The organism is Micromonospora sp. NPDC051300, assembly GCF_044455315.1.
GTDB lineage: Bacteria > Actinomycetota > Actinomycetes > Mycobacteriales > Micromonosporaceae > Micromonospora > Micromonospora robiginosa.
Window position 1 is genome coordinate 43,703 of record NZ_JBITEP010000033.1, and the last position, 20,527, is coordinate 64,229.

Here is a 20,527-nt window from a genome sequence, read left to right on the forward strand (position 1 = left end):
ATGGCACCAGGAGGTGAGCGGGGTGAGCCAGGAGACCGGCACCACACCGGGCGCGACGGGCGGAACGGGACGTTCGGCCGGGCCGCTCGACGACGTCGACCGGCGGATCCTGCGGGAACTGGTCGCCGACGCCCGGCTCTCCATCCGTACGCTCGCCGAACGGGTCCACGTCTCGCGCACCAACGCGTACGCCCGCATGGAGCGGCTGCTGCGCGACGGCGTGCTCACCGGCTTCACCGCCCGGGTGGCGCCCGAGCCGGCCGGGTTGGGCACCTCCGCGTACATCGCGCTGACCATCGAGCAGAACACCTGGCGGGAGGTCTCCGCCGAGCTGGCCCAGGTGCGCTACATCGAGCACGCGGCGCTGCTCAGCGGCGAACACGACGTCCTCGCCCTGGTGCGCGCGCCGGACAACGCCACCCTGCGGGACGTGGTGCTGGACCGGGTGCAGAGCATCGCCGGGGTGCTCTCCACCCGCACCTGGCTGGTCTTCGAGGAGTTCGACGGCACGCTCAGCCCGTGGGCATGACCGCTCAGCGCTCCGGCGGCGACTCCAACCCCTCGCGGTCGGCCAGCTCCAGCAGCGGTTCCAGCGAGTGCCGCCGCCCGTCCAGGGCGGCGTGCGGGTCGCCGCGCCCGGCGAACCGGGCCGGCATGCTGACCACGTCGAAGTCCTCCGGCCGGGCGTCGTCCAGCTCGGCCCAGTCCAGCGGCGCGGAGACCAGCGCCGCCGGCGTGGGCCGGATCGAGTACGCCGACGTCATCGTGTGGTCGCGCGCCATCTGGTTGTAGTCGACGAAGACCGGCCTGTCGCGCTGGTCCCGCCACCAGGTCGTGGTGACCAGGTCGGGACGCCGGCGCCGCATCTCCAGGCCCAGCGCCAGCACCGCCCGCCGGCACTCGCCGAAGCTCCAGCGCGGCTCGATCGACAGGTAGACGTGGATGCCCCGCCCGCCGGTGGTCTTCGGGAAGCCCTCCATGCCCAGCTCGGACAGGAACGCCCGCACCTCGTGGGCCACCGGCACCACCTGCGCGAAGTCCACCCCCGGCATCGGGTCGAGGTCGATGCGCAACTGGTCGGGGCGCTCCACGTCGGCCTTCGACACCGGCCACGGGTGGAAGCGCAACGTGCCCAGGTTGGCCGCCCAGGCGACCACCGCCAGCTCGCTCGGGGCCACCTCGTCGGCGGTCCGGCCGCTGGGGAACGTGATGTGCGCGGTACGCACCCAGTCGGGCGCGCCGGCCGGCACCCGCTTCTGGTAGAACGCGTCGCCCTTGTTGGTCTGCCGGGTGGCCACCGTGGCGCCCTCGAACACCCCGCGCGGCCAGCGTTCCAGCATGGTCGGCCGGTCACGCAGCGCGCGCAGGATGCCGTCGCCGACGGAGAGGAAGTAGCGCACCACGTCCAGCTTGGTCAGCCCGCGTTCCGGGAAGTAGGGCTTGTCGGGGCTGGAGACGCGGACCAGCCGCTCCCCCACCCGGATCTCCTCGGCCGCCGCGGTCGCCACGCAGAACACCGTAGGGCACCGGCCACCGTCGCGCGGGCTTCTCGTCAGGTGATCAGCAGGACGCCGACCACGATCAACGGCACCGAGACGAAGAGGAAGATGCCGACGCCGGTCAGCACCCGGCCGCCACCGCCGTCGGCCCGTTCCGGCGCGAGGCCGAACGTGGACCGCGCCGGCAGCATGCCGATCCGGCTCAGGGTGAGGTCGCCGGTCATCCCGATCACGGCGCCGACCAGTAGGAACGCCACTCCCAGCCGGTGCACGAAGTCACCGCCGCTGATCGCCACCCAGGTGCCGACCGCCGCCGCGATCACCACCACCGCGATCACGAAGAGCACCAACGCCTCGCGCAACCCCCGGACCACCGTCGACATGCCCAACCCCTTCCACGGGCCACCGGCGACCCGGCGGACATTCTGCCGGGTCGATGCAACAGCGCGCTGCCCCACCGATGGCGCCCGGGCGGCCACGGCGGCGGGCGGGTGCGCCCACCACCCGCCGGGCCGAACCGGCCGGGCCGGGGCGGTTACCCGACGCGGGGCCCGGGTACCGGGAGCCGCATGGCGGAGTTGGCAGCGCTCTGGATCGTCCGGCACGGCGAGAGCACCGCGAACGTCGCGGCCGGCGCGGCCGAGACGTCCGGCGCGGAGCTGATCGACCTCACCCACCGGGACGCGGACGTGCCGCTGTCGGCGACCGGCGAGGAACAGGCCCGGGCGACCGGGCGGTGGCTGGCCGGCCTGCCCGAGGATCGGCGGCCCGAGGTGGCCGTGGTGTCGCCGTACCTGCGCGCCGTGCGGACCGCCGAGCTGGCGCTCGCCGGGACCGGCGTGCCGGCGAGCCGCGACGAGCGGCTGCGCGACCGGGAACTGGGCATCCTCGACGGGCTCACCGGGCACGGGGTGCGCCGGCGGCACCCGGACGAGGCACGGCGACGCGACCGGCTCGGCAAGTTCTACTACCGTCCGCCCGGCGGCGAGTCGTGGACCGACGTCGCGCTGCGGCTGCGCGCGCTCCTCGGCGACCTGCGCCGCGACCACGACGGCGGCCGGGTGCTGCTGTTCGGTCACGACGCGCTGGTCTTCCTGCTCCGATATCTGGTGGAGGGGCTCACCGAGGCGGAGCTGATGGCGCTCACCCGCGAGCACGTCATCGCCAACTGCTCGGTGACCGGGTGGCGCGCCGACGAGTCCGGTCGACTCCGCCCGGAGATGTTCAACGACGTCGCCCACCTGCACCGGCAGGGGGCGACGCCCACCAGGGAGGACGAGGTCCATGCCGAGCCGGTCTGACGTGATCACCCCCGCGCTGCTGCGCGACTGGGCGCTGCCCGTGCCCACCGGCGGCAAGGAGGCGCGCGGCACGGTGCTGGTGGTCGGCGGCTCCCGGTTCACTCCCGGGGCGGTGCTGCTGGCCGGCGTCGCCGCGCTGCGCGCCGGCGCCGGGGTGCTCCAGTTGGCCGCCGCCGAGTCCACCGCCCCGTCGCTGAGCATCCAGGTCCCCGAGGCGCTCGTGGTCGGCCTGCCGGAGACCGACGAGGGCGCGGTCCGGGGCGACCCCGGCGACGTGCTGTGCGGCCTGGTCGCCGAGGCGGACGTGGTGACGGTCGGCCCCGGCCTGCGGGACATCGACGCCACCCGGGACCTGCTGCGCCTGGTGCTCGACGCGGCCGGCCGGGAGACCGCGCTGGTGCTCGACGCGTACGCCCTCGGGGCGCTCAGCCACGAACCGGACCTGCTGGTCGGCTCGGGCCGCAAGGTGGTGCTCACGCCGAACCTCACCGAGGCCCGGCACCTGCTCGACCGCGACCCCGGCGACGACCTGGACGCCGAGGCGGTCGAGCTGGCCCGCCGGTACGAGGCGGTGGTGTCGTTGTACGGCCACATCGCCACCCCGGACGGCCGGGCCTGGCGGGAGGAGAGCGGCGACGCCGGGCTGGGCACCTCCGGCAGCGGTGACGTGCGGGCCGGGCTGCTCGCCGGGCTGCTGTCCCGGGGCGCCGACCCGGCGCAGGCGGCCTGCTGGGCGGCGTTCGCGCACGCGGTGAGCGGGCAGCGGTTGGTGCCCCGCTACGGCCGGATCGGCTTCCTCGCCCGTGAGCTGCTCGACGAGATCCCGTACACGGTGGCGACGGTCTGACGCGCGACGCCCGGCGGCCTGTGGTGTGCGTAACACCACAGGCCGGACCGGCGCTGAACCGGCAACGGCGAGCAGCCTGCTCGTCGGACCGGATCGGCCCCTGGGAGTACGTGTGAAGAACCTTCGTCGCAAGACACTGGCCGGCGCGTCCGCCGCGGCGCTCGGCGCCGGCCTCGCCCTGACCGGCGTGCCGTCGCCGGCGGCGGCCGTCGGACCGGACACCTCCTACCTGGTCCTCGCCCCGCAGGGCGCCACCACCGGCAAGGCCGCCGCCCGGGTGGCCGCCGCCGACGGCACGGTCGTGGCCAGCTACGACCAGATCGGCGTGCTCGTCGTCCGCTCCACCAATCCGGCCTTCGCCACGCAGGTGGCCGGCGCGGGCGTCCAGTCGGTCGCGTCGACCGCCGCCTGGGCACCGCCCTCGACGAGGGCGAGACGGTGGAGGTGGCCGCGCCCGACGCCACCGCCGACCCCACCCGCGAGCCGCTCTACGGCCAGCAGTGGGACATGGACATGATCCACCTCCCGCAGGCGCACGCGGTGACCACCGGCCGCGCGGACGTCGTCGTCGGCGTGCTCGACAGCGGCATCTCCAGCAGCCACCCGGACCTGGCGACCCAGATCGCCAAGGACAAGAGCACGTCCTGCGTGGGCGGCGTCACCGACACCGCCGAGGCGGCCTGGAACCCGACCACCAGCGACCACGGCACCCACGTGGCCGGCACCATCGCCGCAGCGGTCAACGGCGTCGGCGTCACCGGCATCGCGCCCGGGGTCAAGGTGGCCGCCGTCAAGGTGGTCAACGACGACGGCTACATCTTCCCGGAGGCCGCGGTCTGCGGGTTCCTCTGGGCCGCCGACCACGGCATGAAGCTGACCAACAACAGCTACTACATCGACCCGTGGGAGCTGAACTGCCGCAACGACGCCCGGCAGCGCCCGGTGTGGCAGGCCGTGCAGCGGGCGATCCGCTACTCGCAGTCCAAGGGCGTGCTGAACGTGGCGTCCGCCGGCAACTCCAACTACGACCTCGCGCACAAGATCACCGACACCGGCAGCCCGAACAACGGCACCCCGGAGGAGCGCGAGAACCTGACCAGCGCCTGCCTCGACCTGCCGGCCGAGGTGCCCGGCGTGGTGACCGTCGCCGCCGTGGGCCCGACCGGCGAGAAGAGCTACTACTCCTCGTACGGCCAGGGCGTCATCGACGTGACGGCGCCGGGTGGCGACACCCGGTTCCGCACCCAGGGCGCGCGCTCGACGTCCACCGACGGCATCCTGTCCACCACCTTCAACACCGTCACCCGCACCAACGGGTGGGGCTACAAGCAGGGCACCTCGATGTCCGGCCCGCACGCCACAGGCGTCGCGGCGCTGGCGCTGTCGGCCCACCCGGGCATGACCCCGGGCCAGCTCTCGTCGTTCCTGGAGCGCACGGCGGTGGCGAAGTCCTGCCCGGCCGGTGTCTACAACCCGGTGCCGCTGATCCCGACGGGTCCGAACGCCTACGACGCGACCTGCTCGGGCGGCAACCGCAACGGGTTCTACGGCGCCGGCCTGGTCGACGCGTACAACGCGGTGCGGTAACCCTCGCGCACCCACGGACCGGGCCCGGCGACGATCGCCGGGCCCGGTCCGTTTGTCCTGGTCGGACGCCGGGTAGGGGCTTCGTCAGCCGACCAAGGAGGTAACCCGGTGTCCACCGACGCGATCGTCCTGCTCAAGGAGGACCACAAGGAGATGCGCCGCCTGTTCAAGGCCTTCCAGGAGGCCGAGGACGGGCCGGCGAGCCGGCGCGGGAAGATCGTCACGCAGATCGTCGAGGCGCTGACGGTGCACACCTACCTGGAGAACGAGGTGATGTACCCGGAGGTCCGCAAGCTGGTGCCGGACGTCGAGGACGACATCCTCGAGTCGTACGAGGAGCACCACGTCGCGGACGTGCTCTGCCTCGAACTGCACGCGATGGACGCCGACGACGAGCGGTTCGTGGCCAAGACGACGGTGCTGATCGAGAACGTGCTGCACCACGTCGAGGAGGAGGAGCAGGAGTGGTTCCCCAAGGTGCGCGAGGCGCTCGGGCGTAACCAGCTCCAGGAGATCGGCCAGCGCATGCTCGACCTGCGCCCGTCGGCGCCGAAGACGCCGACCGCCCCCAAGGCGCTGAAGAAGGCCCGCGACGCCGTGGTCGCCTGACCCGGATGCAAGGCGGGGCCCCTTCTTAACACCCGGTGATAAGAAGGGGCCCCGCCTATGCAGAATGCGTTAAGAAGGGGCCCCTCCTTACACCTCAGCCCACGAGGGGGGCGCGCGACCCCGCAGGTCCGGCCCGGCGCCGACCGCTAGGATCGGCCTCGGGCCGTGACTGGCGCGTGGAGATGGAGCACCATCGGGGAGCGGCCTCGTCATGAGGACGCATGCCGAGCGCCTGGGCCTTCCGCACGTCACCAGGAGGTCGCATGTCGCACAACGTCGAGTCCACCGCCTTCCGCACCGCGCTGGAGGTGATCCGCGCCGTCGAGCCGCGGGTCGCGGACGCCATCGGGGCGGAGCTGGCCGACCAGCGTGAGTCGCTGAAGTTGATCGCCAGCGAGAACTACGCCTCCCCCGCGACGCTGCTGGCCATGGGCAACTGGTTCAGCGACAAGTACGCCGAGGGCACGATCGGGCGGCGTTTCTACGCCGGCTGCCAGAACGTGGACACCGTCGAGGCGCTCGCCGCCGAGCACGCCAGGGAGCTGTTCGGGGCGACCCACGCCTACGTGCAGCCGCACTCCGGCATCGACGCCAACCTGGTCGCGTTCTGGGCGATCCTGGCCGACCGGGTCGAGTCGCCCGCGCTGAAGAAGGCGCAGAAGCGCCAGGTCAACGACCTCACCGAGGCGGACTGGTTCGCGCTGCGCCGGGAGCTGGGCAACCAGCGGATGCTCGGCATGTCGCTCGACGCCGGCGGCCACCTCACCCACGGCTTCCGGCCGAACATCTCCGGCAAGATGTTCGACCAGCGCAGCTACGGCACCGACCCGGCCACCGGCCTGATCGACTACGACCGGGTGGCCGAGGCGGCCCGGGAGTTCAAGCCGCTGATCCTGGTCGCCGGCTACTCGGCGTACCCGCGGAAGGTCAACTTCCGGATCATGCGGGAGATCGCCGACTCGGTCGGCGCCACCTTCATGGTCGACATGGCGCACTTCGCCGGCCTGGTCGCCGGCAAGGTCTTCACCGGCGACTTCGACCCGGTGCCGCACGCCCACATCGTCACCACCACCACGCACAAGTCGCTGCGCGGCCCGCGCGGCGGCATGGTGCTCTGCGGCCCGGAGCTGGCCGACCAGGTCGACCGGGGCTGCCCGATGGTGCTCGGCGGCCCGCTGCCGCACGTGATGGCCGCCAAGGCGGTCGCGCTGGCCGAGGCCCGGCGCCCCGACTTCGCCGACTACGCCCAGCGGATCGTCGACAACGCGCAGGCGCTCGCCGACGGGCTGCTGCGCCGGGGCGCGACGCTCGTCACCGGCGGCACCGACAATCACCTGGTGCTCATCGACGTCTCCGGGTACGGCCTGACCGGTCGGCAGGCCGAGCAGGCGCTGCTCGACTCCGGGATCGTGACCAACCGCAACGCGGTGCCGCAGGACCCGAACGGCGCGTGGTACACCTCCGGCATCCGGATCGGCACGCCGGCGCTGACCACCCGGGGGCTCGCCGCCGCCGAGATGGACGCCACCGCCGAGCTGATCCACACCGTGCTCACCGCGACGAGCGCGGGCACCGGCCCGGACGGCGCCCCGTCGAAGGCGAAGTACGTGCTCGACCCGGCGACCGCCGAGTCGGTCGGCAAGCAGGCCGCCGACCTGCTCGCCCCGTTCCCGCTCTACCCCGAGGTCTCGCTGGGCTGAGACAGGCCGCGCCCCTGCCGGCCGGGCGGCCGGCGGGGGCGCGGGACCTCAGCGCAGCGGGCGCTTGAGGTGGTAGCGGTGCACCTCGGTGCTGCCCTGCACGTTGTTCACGTCCTCGGCCGCGGAGACCAGCTCCCAGCCCTCCCGGCCGACCCGGTTGAGGTGCGCGACAGCGGTGTCGCCGTACGCGGTGACGTCGGTGCGGGACCCGTCCGGGCCGTACCAGACGAACGAGACGTGGAAATTCCGGCCCTGCCCCTGATAGCGGCGGACCAGCAACGCGTACTCCCAGGCAACCATCCGTCCATTATCAACGGAGGGCCGGCGCTCGGGAACACGGGTGGTGCCGGAACCGCGACACTGCGCCGTCAGGCCGGCGCCCCCACGGCGGCCGTGGTGTCGGTGACCAGCGCGGCGAGCCGGTCCAGCCCCAGGTCGATCTGCGCCGGGGTCACCGCGCTCACCGACAGGCGCAGCGCGTCCACCGGCGTGCCGGCGTCGTAGAAGTGCGCCATCGGGGTCCAGAGCACGCCGTACTCGCGCGCGGAGCGGTGCAGCAACGCGTCGTCGACCGGGAACGGCACGGTCACCACCACGAAGAAGCCGCCGGCCGGCACCGTCCAGCGCACCGGCCCGCCGGCCGGGAAGCGCCGGGCCAGGCCGTCGACCAGGTGGGCGAGGTTGCGGGCGTACGCGGCCCGCTCCCGGACGTTCGCCGCCACCAGCGAGCAGTCGTGCGCCAGCAGCACGCCGCCGATCACCGCCTGGCTGATCGGCGACGTGTTCACCGTGACCATGCTCTTGATCTTGGCGAGCTGGTCGGCGAGCGGGCCCACCGTGCCGTCCGCGCCGGCCACCCGCTGGTCCGCGACGACGTAGCCGACCCGGGCGCCGGGCAGCACGGTCTTCGCGAACGACCCGAGGTAGACGACCCGGCGGGCGGTGTCCAGCGCCTTCAGCGTGGGCCGGCGGTCCGTGCCGTCGGCCGGGAAGAGGCCGTACGGGTTGTCCTCGATGATCAGCAGGTCCTCCTCGGCGGCCAGGTCGAGCAGCCGCCGACGCTGCGCGGTGTCCATGCTGACGCCGGACGGGTTGGCGAAGTCCGGCATCACGTAGCAGGCGCGCGGTCGCAGCCCCTCGGCACGGGCCCGACGCACCCCGGCGCGCAGGTCGGCCAGGTCGACGCCGTCCGGACCGCCGGCCACCGGACGCACCGGCAGGTCGACCAGGCGGGCCGCGCCGGTCAGCCCGACGTACGTGGGCGCGACCGCGAACAGCACGTCGGCCGGGTCGGCGCGCAACGCGCGCAGCACCAGGAACATCGCCTCCTGGCAGCCGACGGTCACCACGACCGCCTCCGGGTCGACAGTGATCCGCTCGTCGACGGCGAGGTTGCGGGCGATCAGGTGGTGCACGATGCCCTTGGTCCGCCCGTACTGCAACAGCGTCCGGTCGACCTGGGCCGGGCCGAGCCCCAGGTCGTCGGCGAGGTGCCGGCGGAAGCGGTCCAGGTGCCCGGCCAGCGCCGACGAGTCGAAGAACTCCTCGTACGGCCGGCCGGCGGCCAGCGACACCGCGTCCGGGTAGTGCTGCGCCACCTCGTTGAGGAAGTTCATCGAGTTCAACGCCGGATCGCCGACGCTGCCGTGCAGCGCCGTGACGGCCAGGTCCACCGGTTCCACGTCAGCCTCCGATCCGGGTGCGCAGCCCCCGCGCCGCCGCCGGGTCGGGGCAGCCGCTGAGGATGAGCGCGTCGCGCAGCTCGGCCGCGAGCAGCGCCAGGGCGGCCTCCGCGCCGGCCCGCCCGCCGGCGGCGAGCGCCCAGAGCAGCGGACGCCCGAGCAGCACGCCGGACGCGCCGAGGGCGAGCGCGCGCAGCACGTCGACGCCGCCGCGCACGCCGCTGTCCAGCAGCACCGCGCACCGCTCCCCGACCGCGTCGACCACCTCCGGCAGCACGCTCACACTCGCCGGGGCGGCGTCGAGCTGCCGGCCGCCGTGGTTGGAGACCACCACCGCGTCCACGCCGGCGTCCACCGCGCGGACCGCGTCGCGCGCGTCCAGGATGCCCTTGACCAGCAGTGGAACCGAGGTACGCGCCCGCAGCCAGGCCAGGTCCGCCCAGCTCACCGCCGGGGCGAAGACCGCGCCGGTGTGCACCGCCACCGCCGAGACTCCGGGCGTGCCCTGGTGGGCCAGGTCGTCCCGGCCGCCGGGCAGGTTGGCGGCGGTGACGTGCGGCGGCAGCGCGAAGCCGTTGCGCGCGTCGCGCAGCCGCCGGCCCAGCACCGGCACGTCCACGGTCACCACCACCGCCGCGCAGCCGGCGCCCAGTGCCCGGTCCAGCAGGTCGGCCACCAGCGCCCGGTCGCGCAGCCAGTAGAGCTGGAACCAGACCGTGCCGCCGGCCGCCGCGACCTCCTCGACCGGCGTGCTGGACAGCGTGCTGACCGCGTAGGGCACGCCGGCCGCGGCCGCCGCCGCCGCGAGCGCCGTCTCCCCGTCGGGGTGCAGCAACCGCTGGTACGCCATCGGCGCGACCGCCACCGGCAGCGCCGCCGGGCCACCCGGCAGCGTCGCCTCGGTGGACGGCTCCTCCACCCCGGCCAGCATCCGGGGCAGCACCGCCACCCGGTCCAGCGCGGCCCGGTTCGCGGCCAGCGCGGTCTCGGCGCCGCTGCCGCCGTCGACGTAGTCCCACACGTCGGCCGGCAGCACCGCCCGGGCCAGCGCCGCGAAGTCGTCCAGGCACGCCGGCGCCACGAATCCCGGTTCGGCGACCGGGGCCGGTGTCCGGCCGGTCCGCTCAGCCATGGGTGCCGGCACCCGTCGCGCTCGCGGCCGGCTGCCCGCCCGCCGCCGCCGGACCGGCCGACTCGCCGCCCCCCGACGCCGAACCGGCCAACTCGCCGCCCCCCGACGCCGAACCGGCCAACTCGCCGCCCCCCGACGCCGAACCGGCCAACTCGCCGCCCCCCGACGCCGAACCGGCCGACTCGCCGCCCCCCGCCGACGCCGAACCGGCCGGGTCGAGGCCGAACCGGCGGCGCAGGAACGCGGCGGCCCGCCGCTGGGCGTCACCGCCGGCGTCGAACACGCCGGCCATGGCGAAGAAGCCGTGCACCATGCCCGGGTAGTCGGCCGTCTCGGTCGGCACGCCGGCCTCGGCCAGTCGCTCGGCGTACCGGCGGCCCTCGTCGCGCAGCGGGTCGTGGCCGGCGGTGACGACCAGCGCCGGCGGCAGGCCGGCCAGGTCCTCGGCGAGCAGCGGCGAGGCGAGCGGATGGGCCGCGTCGCCCGGGTCGGCCAGGTAGTGACCGCGGTACCAGCCGACCGAGTGCCTGTTGAACAGGAGCGGGTCCTCGTCGTCGGCCGGGCGCTGCCCGGGACGCTGGTCGGTGTTCGGGTAGACCAGCACCTGGGCGGCGAGCCGGGGGCCGCCGTCGGCGCGGGCCAGCAGCGTCACCGCGGCGGCCAGGTTGCCGCCGGCGCTGTCCCCGCCCACCGCCAGCCGACCCGGATCGACCCGGAACTCGTCGGCGTGCGCGGCCAGGTGGCGCAGCGCGGCGTGGCAGTCGTCCACCGCCGCCGGGAACGGGTGCTCCGGGGCGAGCCGGTAGCCGACGGTCACGGTCTGGCAGCCGGCCAGGTTGACCAGCCGGCGGCAGATCCCGTCGGCGGTGTCCACGCTGCCGAGCGTCCAGCCACCGCCGAAGAAGTAGACGAGCGTGGGCAGCGGGCCGTCGCCGGCCGGCCGGTGGATCCGCACCGGCAGCGGCCCGGCCGGGCCGGGCACCGTCGTGTCGCGTACCTCGGCCACCGGCTCGACCGCGCCGGCGCCGGCGCGGATCGCGGCGAGGTCGGCGGCGCGGGCCTCGGCGAGGGTCTGGGTGTAGAGCGGCGCGGCGCCGTCGGCCGCGCGCGCGGCCCGCCACGCGACCACCTGCGGATCGAGGGTCATCCGGCCTCCCCGGTGGTGACGAAGAGCTTGTCGATGCCGCGCAGGAAGAGGCTGCCGCTGTAGGTGTAGGGCTGGGTGACGGCGAGCCGGGGGAAGCGGGCGAAGAGGCGGGGCAGCGCGAGCCGACCCTCCAGTTTCGACACCGCCGAGCCGAGGCAGAAGTGCAGACCCACCCCGAAGGCCAGCGACGGCGGGCCGTCCCGGTGCGGGTCGAAGCGGTCCGGGTCGGGGAACCGCGACGGGTCGCGGTTGGCGGCGGCGATCAGCAGCAGCACGTTGTCGTCCCGGGCCACCGGCACACCGTCCAGCTCGGCGTCGGCCGGCGCGGACCGGGCCAGGAAGTGCACCGGGCTCTCCATCCGCAGCACCTCGTCCACGCAGCCGCGGGCGAGCGCGTCGTCGCCGGGCAGCGCGGCGGTCACCTCCGGGTGGGCGAGCAGCAGCGGCAGTCCGTTGCTGAACATGTAGACGGTGGTGACGAAGCTGGCGTTGAACAGGACGATCAGGTTGCTGATCAGCTCGTCCTCGGTCAGCTCCACGTCGCCGGCGTCGAGCACCTCGACCAGGCCGCTGATCAGGTCGGCGCTCGGCGCGCGGCGGCGGTGGGCGATCAGGTCGCGGTAGTAGGCCCGCAGCTCCTCGGCGGCCTGGTTGGCCCGGGCCAGCCGCTCCGGCGTCTTGCCGGCGACGTCCATGTACTCGTCGATCCAGTCCACGCGCTGCCGATACCAGGCCAGGTCCGCGGCCGGCAGGCCGATGAACTCGGCCATCACCAGCGCCGGCACCGGGTACGCGAAGTCGGCGACGAAGTCCACCTCGGCGCCGTCCGCGCCGGCCTCGGCCATCGCCGCCAACCGTTCCTCGACGATCCGCACCACCACCGGCTCCAACGCGCCCAGCCGGCGCGGGGTGAACGTGCTGGCGAACACCGCGCGCATCCGGGTGTGGTCCGGCGGGTTGATGAACATCATCGAGGTCAGGAAGGTCCGCAGGATCTCCTGCTCCTCCCAGCCGGGCGGGAAGCCCTTGTACCACCCGGGATCGCGCAGGATCCGGTCCACCACGTCGTACCCGCCGGCCACGGCGGTGACGGTGCTGTGCTCGGCGCGGGTGGGAATGGCGTTGATCGGCCCGTGCGCGTGCAGGGCCGTGTAGAAGGGATACGGGTTCTGCCGGCCCTGCTCGCTGTACAGGCCGGTCAGGATCTCACTGACGTCCACGGCGGTTCTTCCTCCCCAGGAAACGGCGGCGGGGGCGGCCGCCGTGTCGACGCCGCCCCCGCCCGGTGTCACAGCCCGAGCAGTCGCAGTGGGACGGCGTTCGCCATCGCCTGCGCGCCCGCGTCGTTCGGGTGGATGTGGTCCCCGGCGTCGTACGCCGGCAGCAGCCGGCTCGGCCGCGCCGGGTCACGCAGCACGGCGTCGAAGTCGAGCACGCCGTCGAACTCGGCCCGCCCGGCCCCGCGCAGCCAGGCGTTGACCGCGTTGCGGGTGGCGTCCTTCTCCTCGGTCCACACCCCCGGCCCGCCGTTGCCCTCGTACGGCGTGATGGTGCCGACCAGGCTGGTCAGCCCACGCGCCTTCACCTGCTGGTTGAGCTGCCGCAGCGAGGCGATGATCGCGTCGCTGCTGTCGTCGCTCATCCAGATGTCGTTGATGCCCAGGTGGGTGATGACGGTGCGGGCGCCGGTCTGCGGAAACACGTCCTCGTTGAGCCGGGCCAGGGCGTTCGGGCCCAGCTCGTAGTAGCCGGGGAAGCCACCCGCGCCGGGCTCGGTGCCCTCGTGGTTGAGTCGGTTGCCGGCCAGGCTGAGGTTGAGCACGCCCGGCGTGCGGACCTCCGGGCGGGCGTCGACGAGCCGCTTCGCGAGCAGGTCCGGCCAGCGCTTGTCGGCGTTGACGGTGCTGCCGTTGCCGTCGCCGATGGAGTCGCCGAGGACCACCACCGAGCCGGGCGTGGCCCTGCGCTCCACGTCGATGCCGGACAGGAACATCCAGCAGCAGTTCGGCTTGATGGTGAAGCCGGCGCCGCCGGCCGCGGTGGTCAGGTCGGTCGCCCCGATGAAGTTGGTGACCCGGGACTGGCCGTGGAACGTGACAGGTCCGGTGAGCACCGGGAAGTACAGGGTGACCACCAGGTCCTCCTGCTCGGCGACCGGATAGGCCAGCGGGTCGCTGAGCAGCTCGGCGCCCTTGTTGATGGTCGCCGACGTGCCGCCGGAGAAGGTCAGCTCCCGGACGCTTGCCGGGTCGACGTCGGACAGGTCGTCGGCGGTGGCGGTGTTCGGCCGGGCGACGGTGGCGTGACCGACCTTGACGGCCTGCTCGCCGTAGAGGTTGGTGAGCCGGACCCGCAGGCGCGGGCCGCCCACCGTGGTCTGCACCGTCATCCGGATGCTCTGGTCGTTGAGGCCGGTGTTCGTCAGTCCCACGGTGTTTCCGCGGGTGACCGCCGCGGCCCAGCTCCCGGCCCACTCGGCGCGCCCGTGCCCGGCGCGGTCGGTGTCGGTGGGGCCGGCGCTCGCGGTGACCGCCGGGGTGCCGGCGAGCAGCAGCGTGGCGGCGGAAGCTATGACGTGCCATCTCTTCGGGGTCGGCATCGATCCTCCATGTTCGGCAGCCCCGGGCGTGGCGCGGTCGGCGCCATCTTCCCCGGGCGATGGACCGGAAACTAGCCGTCGCCGGTGACGAGCGTCAATCAACCTGATCGACATGATCAAATGCCCGGGGGATGCCGGGCACCGACGATCGGCTCTGTCCCCGGTGGACCGCCGCTGCCTAGGCTCGGAACCGGCGGCGGTGCGGTCGCCGATCCGGGCACCCGCCGTGAAGTCCTGGCCCCGACCTGGCCGGACGCCGCCCGCGGACCACGATGGGGGCTGCCATGACCGACCGCCCGAACTACGTGCACGAGGCGTTGGAGCTGTTCGCCGGATTCGGCGACCGGGAGGCTCTGGTCGGCGGCGGACGCCGGCTGAGCTACCCGCAGGTCGCCGCCGAGGTGCGCGGCCTGGCCGCCGCGCTGCGCCGGCACGGCGTACGCCCCGGCGCGGCGGTGCTGGTGATGCTCGGCAACACGGTCGAGGGCCCGTTGCTGCAGCTCGCGCTGCACCTGCTCGGCTGCCGCAGCATGTGGATCGCCCCGGTCACCTCCCGGCGGGAGATCGACGAGTTCGTCGCGCTGGCCGCGCCGGAGGTCTTCGTGCACGACCCCCGCGACCCGCTGGGCGGGCAGCTCGCGGCCGGGCTGGCCGGCGTACCGGTGCTCTGCCTCGGGCCCGACGGCGCCGGGCCGGACCTGACCGCGGCCGGAGCGGCCGACGACGACCTGCCGGCCGACGTGCCGGCGCCGGAGTCGTTCCTGCAGACCAGCGGCACCACCGGCACGCCGAAGCTGGTGCACCACCGGGAGAGCTTCTACCGGCAGGTGCTCGCGCTCGCGGCCGACTTCCGGGCCGCCGGGTTCCCGCTGCTGCGCCACCTGTCGCACTCGCCGATGTGGCTGGCCAGCGGCCAGGTCACCACGCTGTTCAACCTGTTCACCGGCGGGGTGCTGTTCCTGCGCGAACAGTGGGACCCGGCCGCGTTCGTCGCCACCGTCGACGCCGAGCGGCTCACCTCCACGTTCGTCACCCCGCCGATGCTCTACGAGGTGCTCGACCATCCCGACCTGCCGGGCGCCGACTTCTCCGCGATGTTCATGTTCAACGTCGGCGCCGGGCCCGCCGCGCCGGCCCGGCTGCGCCAGGCGATCGAGCGGTTCGGTCCGTGCCTGCGCATCGTCTACGGGCTCAGCGAGGCCGTCGTCATCTGCGCGCAGCCCGGCCTCACCGAGGACCCGGAGCACCCGGAGCGGCTGCGGTCCTGCGGCCGGCCGTACGGCGACGTCACGGTGGAGATCCGCGACGCCGACGGGCGGGCGCTGCCGGCCGGCGTCGACGGTGAGGTGTGGGCCCGCACGAAGCTGAGCTTCGTCGGCTACCACGGCCAGCCGGAGCTGACCGCCGAGACGCTCGTCGACGGCTGGGTGCGGACCCGCGACATCGGTCACCTCGACGACGACGGCTACCTCTATCTGGTCGACCGGATGCAGGACCGGATCCTCACCCGGCAACGCAGTTGGCCGATCTACTCGCGGCCGATCGAGGACGTGCTCGCCGGGCACCCCGAGGTCCGCGCCGCCGCGGTGATCGCGGTGCCGGACCCGGTGGCCGGGGAGCTGCCGCACGCCTACGTGGTGACGACGCCGGGGGCGTCGGTCACCGGCGACGAGCTGGTCGCGCTGGTGACCCGGGAACTGAGCGAGACGTGGGCGCCGGGCGCGGTGGAGTTCGTCGACGCGCTGCCGCTGAACCGGTCCGCCAAGGTCGACAAACGGGCGCTGCGGGCCCGCTACGCCGCCAACCACCCGATCGGCAGCCCGGCGTGAACCCGCGCCGGGAGTTGTACACCCTAGTCGGCGCCGACCTGCTGTCCAACCTCGGCACCCGGATCTCGGTGGTCGCGATCCCCTGGCTGGTGCTGGAGACCACCGGCAGCCCGACCCGGATGGGCCTGGTCGCGGCCGCGGAGACGCTGCCGTACATGCTCTCCAGCGCGCTGGCCACGCCGTGGGCGGACCGCTTCGGCGTACGCCGCACCTCGGTCTTCGTGGACGCGGCGAGCGCGGCCGCGATGGCGGTGGTGGCGCTGGCGCCGTGGCTCGGCTTCGGCACGTTGCTGGTGCTGGTGGCGATCGCCGGCGGGCTGCGCGGCATCGGCGACCGGGTCAAGCACGTGCTGTTCAAGCCGGCCGCCGAACGGGCCGGGGTGCCGCTGATCCGGCTCACCTCCGCCTACGACGGGCTGGCCCGGGGCATGACGTTGTTCGGCGCGGTGCTGGGCGGGCTGTTGATCGACTGGGTCGGGTTGACCCGGGCGATCTGGATAGACGCGGCCACGTTCGCGATCTGCGCGCTGCTGATCGGGGTGCTGGTGCGGCCCCCCGCGCTCGCGCAGCCGCCACCCCGGGAGCGCTACCTGCGGGCGTTGCGCGGCGGCTTCGCCTACCTGCGCACCGACCGGACGCTGCTGGTCATGCTGCTGGTGGTGTCCGTGTCCAACATGTTCGCCAACGCCAGCGTCGCGGTCTGGATCCCGCTCTGGGTGAACGACGTCCTCGGCGACCCGGCCGGTTTCGGGCTGTTGCTGGGCGTGTTCTCGGGCGGCGCGCTGCTGGGCAACCTGCTGTTCACGCTGGCCGGCACCCGGCTGCCCGCCCGCGCCACCTTCGCCCTCGGGCTGGCGCTCAGCGGGGCACCCCGGCTGCTGGCGTTGGCGCTCAGCGACGACCTGGTGGTGGTGCTCACGGTGACGTTCCTGTCCGGCATCGGGATCGCAGCCGTGAACCCGCTGCTCGGCGCCGCGCTCTACCAGCGGGTGCCGGAGTCGTTGCAGACCCGGGTGCTCGGCCTCTCCGGCTCGGTGGCGTTCCTCGGCCTGCCGGTGGGCGCGCTGCTCGGCGGCTGGTCGGTGGCGCTGCTCGACCTGACCCCGGCGCTGCTGGTGATGTCGGTGGCCTGCCTGGTGCTCACCGTGGCGCCGCTGCTGTTCTTCCGCACCTCGGCGGAGCGGCCGGCGCCGGAGCCGGTCGCCCCCACTCCCGCCTGACCGGGAGTTGTCGGTGGGTCGGCGTACCGTCGCGGCATGGCCACCTGGGACGACGTCCGGCGCATCGCGCTCGCCCTGCCGGAGACCACCGAGCGCGGGTCCTACGACGACTTGCCGGCCTGGCGGGTGCGCGACAGGATGTTCGTCTGGGAACGGCCGCTGCGCCGCGCCGACCTCGACGCGCTCGGTGACACCGCGCCCGACGGCCCGATCCTCGGTGTCCGGGTGTCGGACCCGGGCGCCAAGGAGGCGTTGCTCGCCGACGACCCGCTGGTCTACTTCACCATCCCGCACCTCGACGGCTATCCGACGGTGCTGGTCCGGCTCGACCGGATCGACGTGGCCGAGCTGACCGAGCTGATCACCGAGGCGTGGTTCGCGCGCGCCCCGAAGCGACTCGCCGCCGCGCACCGGGCCGACGCCTGACGCCTTCCTCCACGGCGGCGCGTCGGCTAGCGTGCCGGGCATGCCATCGACGCTTACCGAGGCGACGGACCCGTGGTGCCTGCGGCCCGGTGAGGCCGCCGACCTGCTGCGCGGGCATCCGTGGCACCGGTTCGTGGTGCTGGGCGACAGCGTCGCCGAAGGGCTGTGCGAGCCGACGCCCGGCTACCCCGACGTCCAGTGGGCCGACCGGATCGCGGCCGAACTGCGCACGGTGCGACCCGAGCTGGCCTACCTGAACCTCGGCCGACGCGGGCTGCGCGCGCACGAGGTCCGGGCCACCCAACTGGGCGACGCGCTGGCCTTCGCGCCCGACCTGGCGCTTGTGGTGTGCGGCGGCAACGACGCGTTCCGGCCCGGCTTCGACCCGGACGCGGTCGACGCCGAGTTGACCACGATGGTCACCGCGCTGCGCGACGCCGGGGCGGACGTGATCACGGTGGGCATGTTCGACGTGTCGCACAGCCCGGCGGTGCCGGCGACGTTGCGGGCCGGCCTCGGCGAGCGGATGCGCCGGCTCTCCCGGCACACCCGCGCGGTGGCCGAGCGCCTCGGCACCCTGCACGTGCACCTGACCGAGCACCCGCTGGTCGCCGACCCGTCCCTCTACAGCGGCGACGGCCGCCACGGCAGCGCCCGCAGCGACGCGGTCGCCACCGCCGAGACGCTGCGCGTCCTGGCTGCCGGCGACCGCGGTGTGCCGTCTGACGGCGGCCGATGATCGCGACCCCCCGGTCGTCGTCCGCGCCGCCGCGCTCCCTCCGGGCCGACCCCGCCGTTCGGACACGCTCCCTCCGGGCCCACCCCCGCCGTTCAGACGTGTCCCATCCAGGCCGACCGCGGCATTCAGACAGTCCCTGCCCATCCGGACCCGCCGCCGCCGGGCAGCCCCGTCGAGGGCGACGCTCACCGCAGCGGTGCCTACAAACTTGATGGCGAGAACGACTCACGGCCGGACGACTGCCGCAGACCCACGCTGATCACCTCGCGGAACGGTGCGGGTCGCGCCGAGGCGGGCGCTCCCCCGCACCCGGGCGACCGGACGAGGTGTCGGTGAGTCAATCACGCCATCAAGTTTCTAGGCGCCTCGGCACTGGCCTTGCGCTCGGCGCGGCGCGCCGCGACGAACGCCCGCCGCGGGCGGACGGCCGCCGCCGGCGGACGGCCGCCGCCGGCGGACGGCCGCCCGTGGTCAGGGCCGCACGGACGCACGAGGACCAGGATCGATCGAGAGGCACGGCCGGTCGGGGGTCACGACCGGTCGGAGGTCAGGAGGCCAGTGAGCAGGGCGCGCAGGGTGCGGTCGAACAGGTCGTCACCGGGCGGCGGGGCGGACGAGGGGTCGGCGAACGCGGCCGCCAGGTGCGGGTAGGCCGCCAGGTGCGGGTAGGCCGCCATGTCCACGTGGTCGAACGTCACCGTGCCGGCGGCCGCCGCGTTGCGGGCGAAGAGCGTCACCACGCCGGTGACCATGGCGATCGCCTCGAACTTCGCGGCGGAAGCCGCCCGGACCGGTTGCAGGATGCGCAGGCAGGCGTCGAACCAGGCGAGCGTGTTGGGCCCGGGGGCGGTGCGCCGGGTGAGCGCGTCGGCCAGCCACGGGTGCCGTAGGTGCATCGCGAGCTGACGGCGGGCGAGCAGGAGGAACTGCTCCACCCAGCTCCCACCGTCGATGGGGTGGGGACGCAACTCGCCCACGACCCGGTCGACCATCAGGTCCAGCAGGTCGTCGCGGGACGACAGGTGCCGGTAGAGCGAGCCGGCGGCCATGCCGAGCGCTCCGGCCACCGCCCGCATGGAGACGGCGTCCAGACCGCCGGCGTCGGCCAGCGCGACCGCGGCCGAGGTGATCTCGTCCCGGCCGTGCGTCGGGGTCGGTCCCCGGGTGCCGCGGACGGGCCGGGTCCAGATCGACCGACCGGCGGTGCCGTCGCCGGCCGGATTCGTGGATGCGCCGCTCACCCTCCCACTGTAAACTGCAAACGTCGTTCGCACTTTCACGGGTCGGAGGAAACGGTCATGGAGCGGATCACGGCGCCGGACGGCGCGGGCATCGTCCTGCACACCACCGGCACGGGCCCCGGACTCGTGGTGGTGCACGGAGGCGGGGTGACCGTCCGGGAATACCGCCGGCTGGTCGCCCGGCTCGCCGACCGGTTCACGGTGCACATCTACAACCGGCGGGGCCGGGCGGACGCGGCGGCGCGGCGCGAGCCGTACACGGTGGAGCAGGAGATCGACGATCTCGGCGCGGTGCTCGCGCACACCGGCGCCCGCTGGGCGGTCGGGCACAGCTACGGCGCGTTCGTCGTGCTGCGGGCCGCGCTGCGGCTGCCGCTGGAGCGGATCGCGGTCTACGACGCCCCGCTGCGGCTGACCGGGCACGGCATGTCGACGGCGTTCCTCGACCCGGCCGAGGAGGCCATCCGGGCCGGGAACACCGCCCGCGCCCTGGCGATCGTGGGCGCGGCCGTCAACCCGCAGAGCGCCGCGTCGCGACTGCCGCTGGCGGTGCGCACGGCGCTCTGTCGGGCGTTCCTGCGCACCGAGGTCGGGCGGACGATGGGCGCCTTGGTCGGCATGACGCTCGCCGAGTCGCGGCAGATCGTGGCCTACGAGGGGCCGGCCGAGCAGTACGCCGGGATCACCGCCGAGGCGCTGCTGATCAGCGGCGCCAAGGCCGCGCCGTTCTTCACCGAGACCAACGAGCTGCTGGCCGCCGTCCTCCCCCGGGCACGCACCCTGCGCGTCCCGGGCAGCCCGCACAACGGCATCGCGGTGGCGCCCCCCGCGCTGATCGACCCCCTGGCCGCCTTCTTCACGGCCCCCGCCACCGGCGGGGATGCTCCTATGGATGTCAAGCGGCGAGTTTAAGATCGTTTGAGGTGATGATCTGGTAGAGCTCGCGGGCGACGTAGCGTTTGAGGCATC

The 20,527-nt window shown here is 74.1% G+C and carries 20 protein-coding genes, 1 pseudogene and 1 riboswitch; of the genes and pseudogenes, 12 read left to right on the plus strand and 9 right to left on the minus strand.

The window, feature by feature from the left end; translation table 11 throughout:
* The first annotated feature begins 22 nt into the window (after positions 1–22).
* Entirely contained in the window at positions 23–529 is a 507-nt protein-coding gene (locus tag ACIA5A_RS26745) for an Lrp/AsnC family transcriptional regulator (RefSeq protein ID WP_396767196.1), read from the plus strand.
* 4 nt (positions 530–533) lie between these two features.
* On the opposite strand, the gene ACIA5A_RS26750 is transcribed toward ACIA5A_RS26745, so the two are convergent.
* On the minus strand, positions 534–1,517 hold the full coding sequence (locus ACIA5A_RS26750; RefSeq protein ID WP_396767197.1) for a DNA polymerase domain-containing protein: 984 nt from the start codon (positions 1,515–1,517) through the stop codon (positions 534–536).
* Positions 1,518–1,552: 35 nt separating this feature from the next.
* Positions 1,553–1,882: a hypothetical protein gene (locus ACIA5A_RS26755; protein WP_181568672.1), complete on the minus strand. Its 330-nt coding sequence runs from the start codon at positions 1,880–1,882 to the stop codon at positions 1,553–1,555.
* Between the two features lie 186 nt (positions 1,883–2,068).
* Between ACIA5A_RS26755 and ACIA5A_RS26760 the strand changes: the two genes are divergently transcribed.
* The 6 genes from ACIA5A_RS26760 to ACIA5A_RS26785 all read left to right on the plus strand — a co-directional run bounded on the left by ACIA5A_RS26760 (position 2,069) and on the right by ACIA5A_RS26785 (position 7,543).
* Positions 2,069–2,800 carry a histidine phosphatase family protein gene (locus ACIA5A_RS26760; protein ID WP_396767198.1) on the plus strand — a complete coding sequence of 244 codons (732 nt, stop codon included), beginning with the start codon at positions 2,069–2,071 and terminating at the stop codon, positions 2,798–2,800.
* Positions 2,784–3,647 (plus strand): NAD(P)H-hydrate dehydratase, encoded by an 864-nt coding sequence (locus ACIA5A_RS26765; RefSeq protein WP_396767199.1) that lies wholly within the window; start codon positions 2,784–2,786, stop codon positions 3,645–3,647. The genes ACIA5A_RS26760 and ACIA5A_RS26765 overlap by 17 nt, the downstream gene beginning before the upstream one ends.
* Positions 3,648–3,759: 112 nt before the next feature.
* On the plus strand, positions 3,760–4,164 hold the full coding sequence (locus tag ACIA5A_RS26770) for a hypothetical protein (protein ID WP_396767200.1): 405 nt from the start codon (positions 3,760–3,762) through the stop codon (positions 4,162–4,164).
* Positions 4,092–5,234: a S8 family peptidase gene (locus ACIA5A_RS26775; RefSeq protein ID WP_396767201.1), complete on the plus strand. Its 1,143-nt coding sequence runs from the start codon at positions 4,092–4,094 to the stop codon at positions 5,232–5,234. Before ACIA5A_RS26770 ends, ACIA5A_RS26775 begins: the two co-directional genes overlap by 73 nt.
* A 108-nt stretch (positions 5,235–5,342) precedes the next feature.
* The gene (locus ACIA5A_RS26780; RefSeq protein ID WP_396767202.1) at positions 5,343–5,843 is read left to right on the plus strand and encodes a hemerythrin domain-containing protein; all 501 of its coding nucleotides are present in this window, start codon (positions 5,343–5,345) and stop codon (positions 5,841–5,843) included.
* Positions 5,844–5,998: 155 nt separating this feature from the next.
* Positions 5,999–6,088: riboswitch (ZMP/ZTP riboswitch) on the plus strand.
* Positions 6,089–6,106: 18 nt separating this feature from the next.
* The gene (locus ACIA5A_RS26785) at positions 6,107–7,543 is read left to right on the plus strand and encodes a glycine hydroxymethyltransferase (protein WP_396767203.1); all 1,437 of its coding nucleotides are present in this window, start codon (positions 6,107–6,109) and stop codon (positions 7,541–7,543) included.
* Between the two features lie 48 nt (positions 7,544–7,591).
* Here ACIA5A_RS26785 and ACIA5A_RS26790 read toward each other — a convergent pair whose 3' ends face one another.
* The 6 genes and pseudogenes from ACIA5A_RS26790 to ACIA5A_RS26815 form a co-directional block, all read right to left on the minus strand.
* The gene (locus ACIA5A_RS26790; RefSeq protein ID WP_091056082.1) at positions 7,592–7,843 is read right to left on the minus strand and encodes a hypothetical protein; all 252 of its coding nucleotides are present in this window, start codon (positions 7,841–7,843) and stop codon (positions 7,592–7,594) included.
* Positions 7,844–7,911: 68 nt separating this feature from the next.
* Entirely contained in the window at positions 7,912–9,225 is a 1,314-nt protein-coding gene (locus ACIA5A_RS26795) for a PLP-dependent aminotransferase family protein (protein ID WP_396767204.1), read from the minus strand.
* A gap of 1 nt (position 9,226) precedes the next feature.
* Positions 9,227–10,357, minus strand: a complete 1,131-nt coding sequence (locus tag ACIA5A_RS26800) for an alpha-hydroxy acid oxidase (RefSeq protein ID WP_396767205.1) — start codon at positions 10,355–10,357, stop codon at positions 9,227–9,229.
* Positions 10,358–10,580: 223 nt separating this feature from the next.
* A pseudogene (locus ACIA5A_RS26805) lies at positions 10,581–11,504 on the minus strand (alpha/beta hydrolase); the annotation flags it as partial.
* The gene (locus ACIA5A_RS26810; RefSeq protein WP_396767206.1) at positions 11,501–12,724 is read right to left on the minus strand and encodes a cytochrome P450; all 1,224 of its coding nucleotides are present in this window, start codon (positions 12,722–12,724) and stop codon (positions 11,501–11,503) included. The gene ACIA5A_RS26810 and the pseudogene ACIA5A_RS26805, both read right to left, overlap by 4 nt.
* Positions 12,725–12,792: 68 nt before the next feature.
* On the minus strand, positions 12,793–14,076 hold the full coding sequence (locus ACIA5A_RS26815) for an SGNH/GDSL hydrolase family protein (protein ID WP_396767216.1): 1,284 nt from the start codon (positions 14,074–14,076) through the stop codon (positions 12,793–12,795).
* Between the two features lie 311 nt (positions 14,077–14,387).
* On the opposite strand from ACIA5A_RS26815, the gene ACIA5A_RS26820 reads away from it, so the two are divergent.
* From ACIA5A_RS26820 to ACIA5A_RS26835, 4 genes are read left to right on the plus strand one after another with little or no spacing between them, the layout of a single operon-like run.
* Positions 14,388–15,932, plus strand: coding sequence for a class I adenylate-forming enzyme family protein (locus tag ACIA5A_RS26820; RefSeq protein ID WP_396767207.1), 1,545 nt, complete (start codon positions 14,388–14,390; stop codon positions 15,930–15,932).
* Positions 15,929–17,152, plus strand: a complete 1,224-nt coding sequence (locus tag ACIA5A_RS26825) for an MFS transporter (protein ID WP_396767208.1) — start codon at positions 15,929–15,931, stop codon at positions 17,150–17,152. The genes ACIA5A_RS26820 and ACIA5A_RS26825 overlap by 4 nt, the downstream gene beginning before the upstream one ends.
* Positions 17,153–17,188: 36 nt before the next feature.
* Positions 17,189–17,578: an MmcQ/YjbR family DNA-binding protein gene (locus ACIA5A_RS26830; RefSeq protein ID WP_396767209.1), complete on the plus strand. Its 390-nt coding sequence runs from the start codon at positions 17,189–17,191 to the stop codon at positions 17,576–17,578.
* A gap of 40 nt (positions 17,579–17,618) precedes the next feature.
* Positions 17,619–18,317 (plus strand): SGNH/GDSL hydrolase family protein, encoded by a 699-nt coding sequence (locus tag ACIA5A_RS26835; protein ID WP_396767210.1) that lies wholly within the window; start codon positions 17,619–17,621, stop codon positions 18,315–18,317.
* Between the two features lie 530 nt (positions 18,318–18,847).
* On the opposite strand, the gene ACIA5A_RS26840 is transcribed toward ACIA5A_RS26835, so the two are convergent.
* Positions 18,848–19,558 carry a TetR/AcrR family transcriptional regulator gene (locus tag ACIA5A_RS26840; RefSeq protein WP_396767211.1) on the minus strand — a complete coding sequence of 237 codons (711 nt, stop codon included), beginning with the start codon at positions 19,556–19,558 and terminating at the stop codon, positions 18,848–18,850.
* A 57-nt stretch (positions 19,559–19,615) separates the two neighbouring features.
* On the opposite strand from ACIA5A_RS26840, the gene ACIA5A_RS26845 reads away from it, so the two are divergent.
* Positions 19,616–20,470 carry an alpha/beta fold hydrolase gene (locus ACIA5A_RS26845; protein WP_396767212.1) on the plus strand — a complete coding sequence of 285 codons (855 nt, stop codon included), beginning with the start codon at positions 19,616–19,618 and terminating at the stop codon, positions 20,468–20,470.
* The last annotated feature ends 57 nt before the right edge of the window (positions 20,471–20,527 follow it).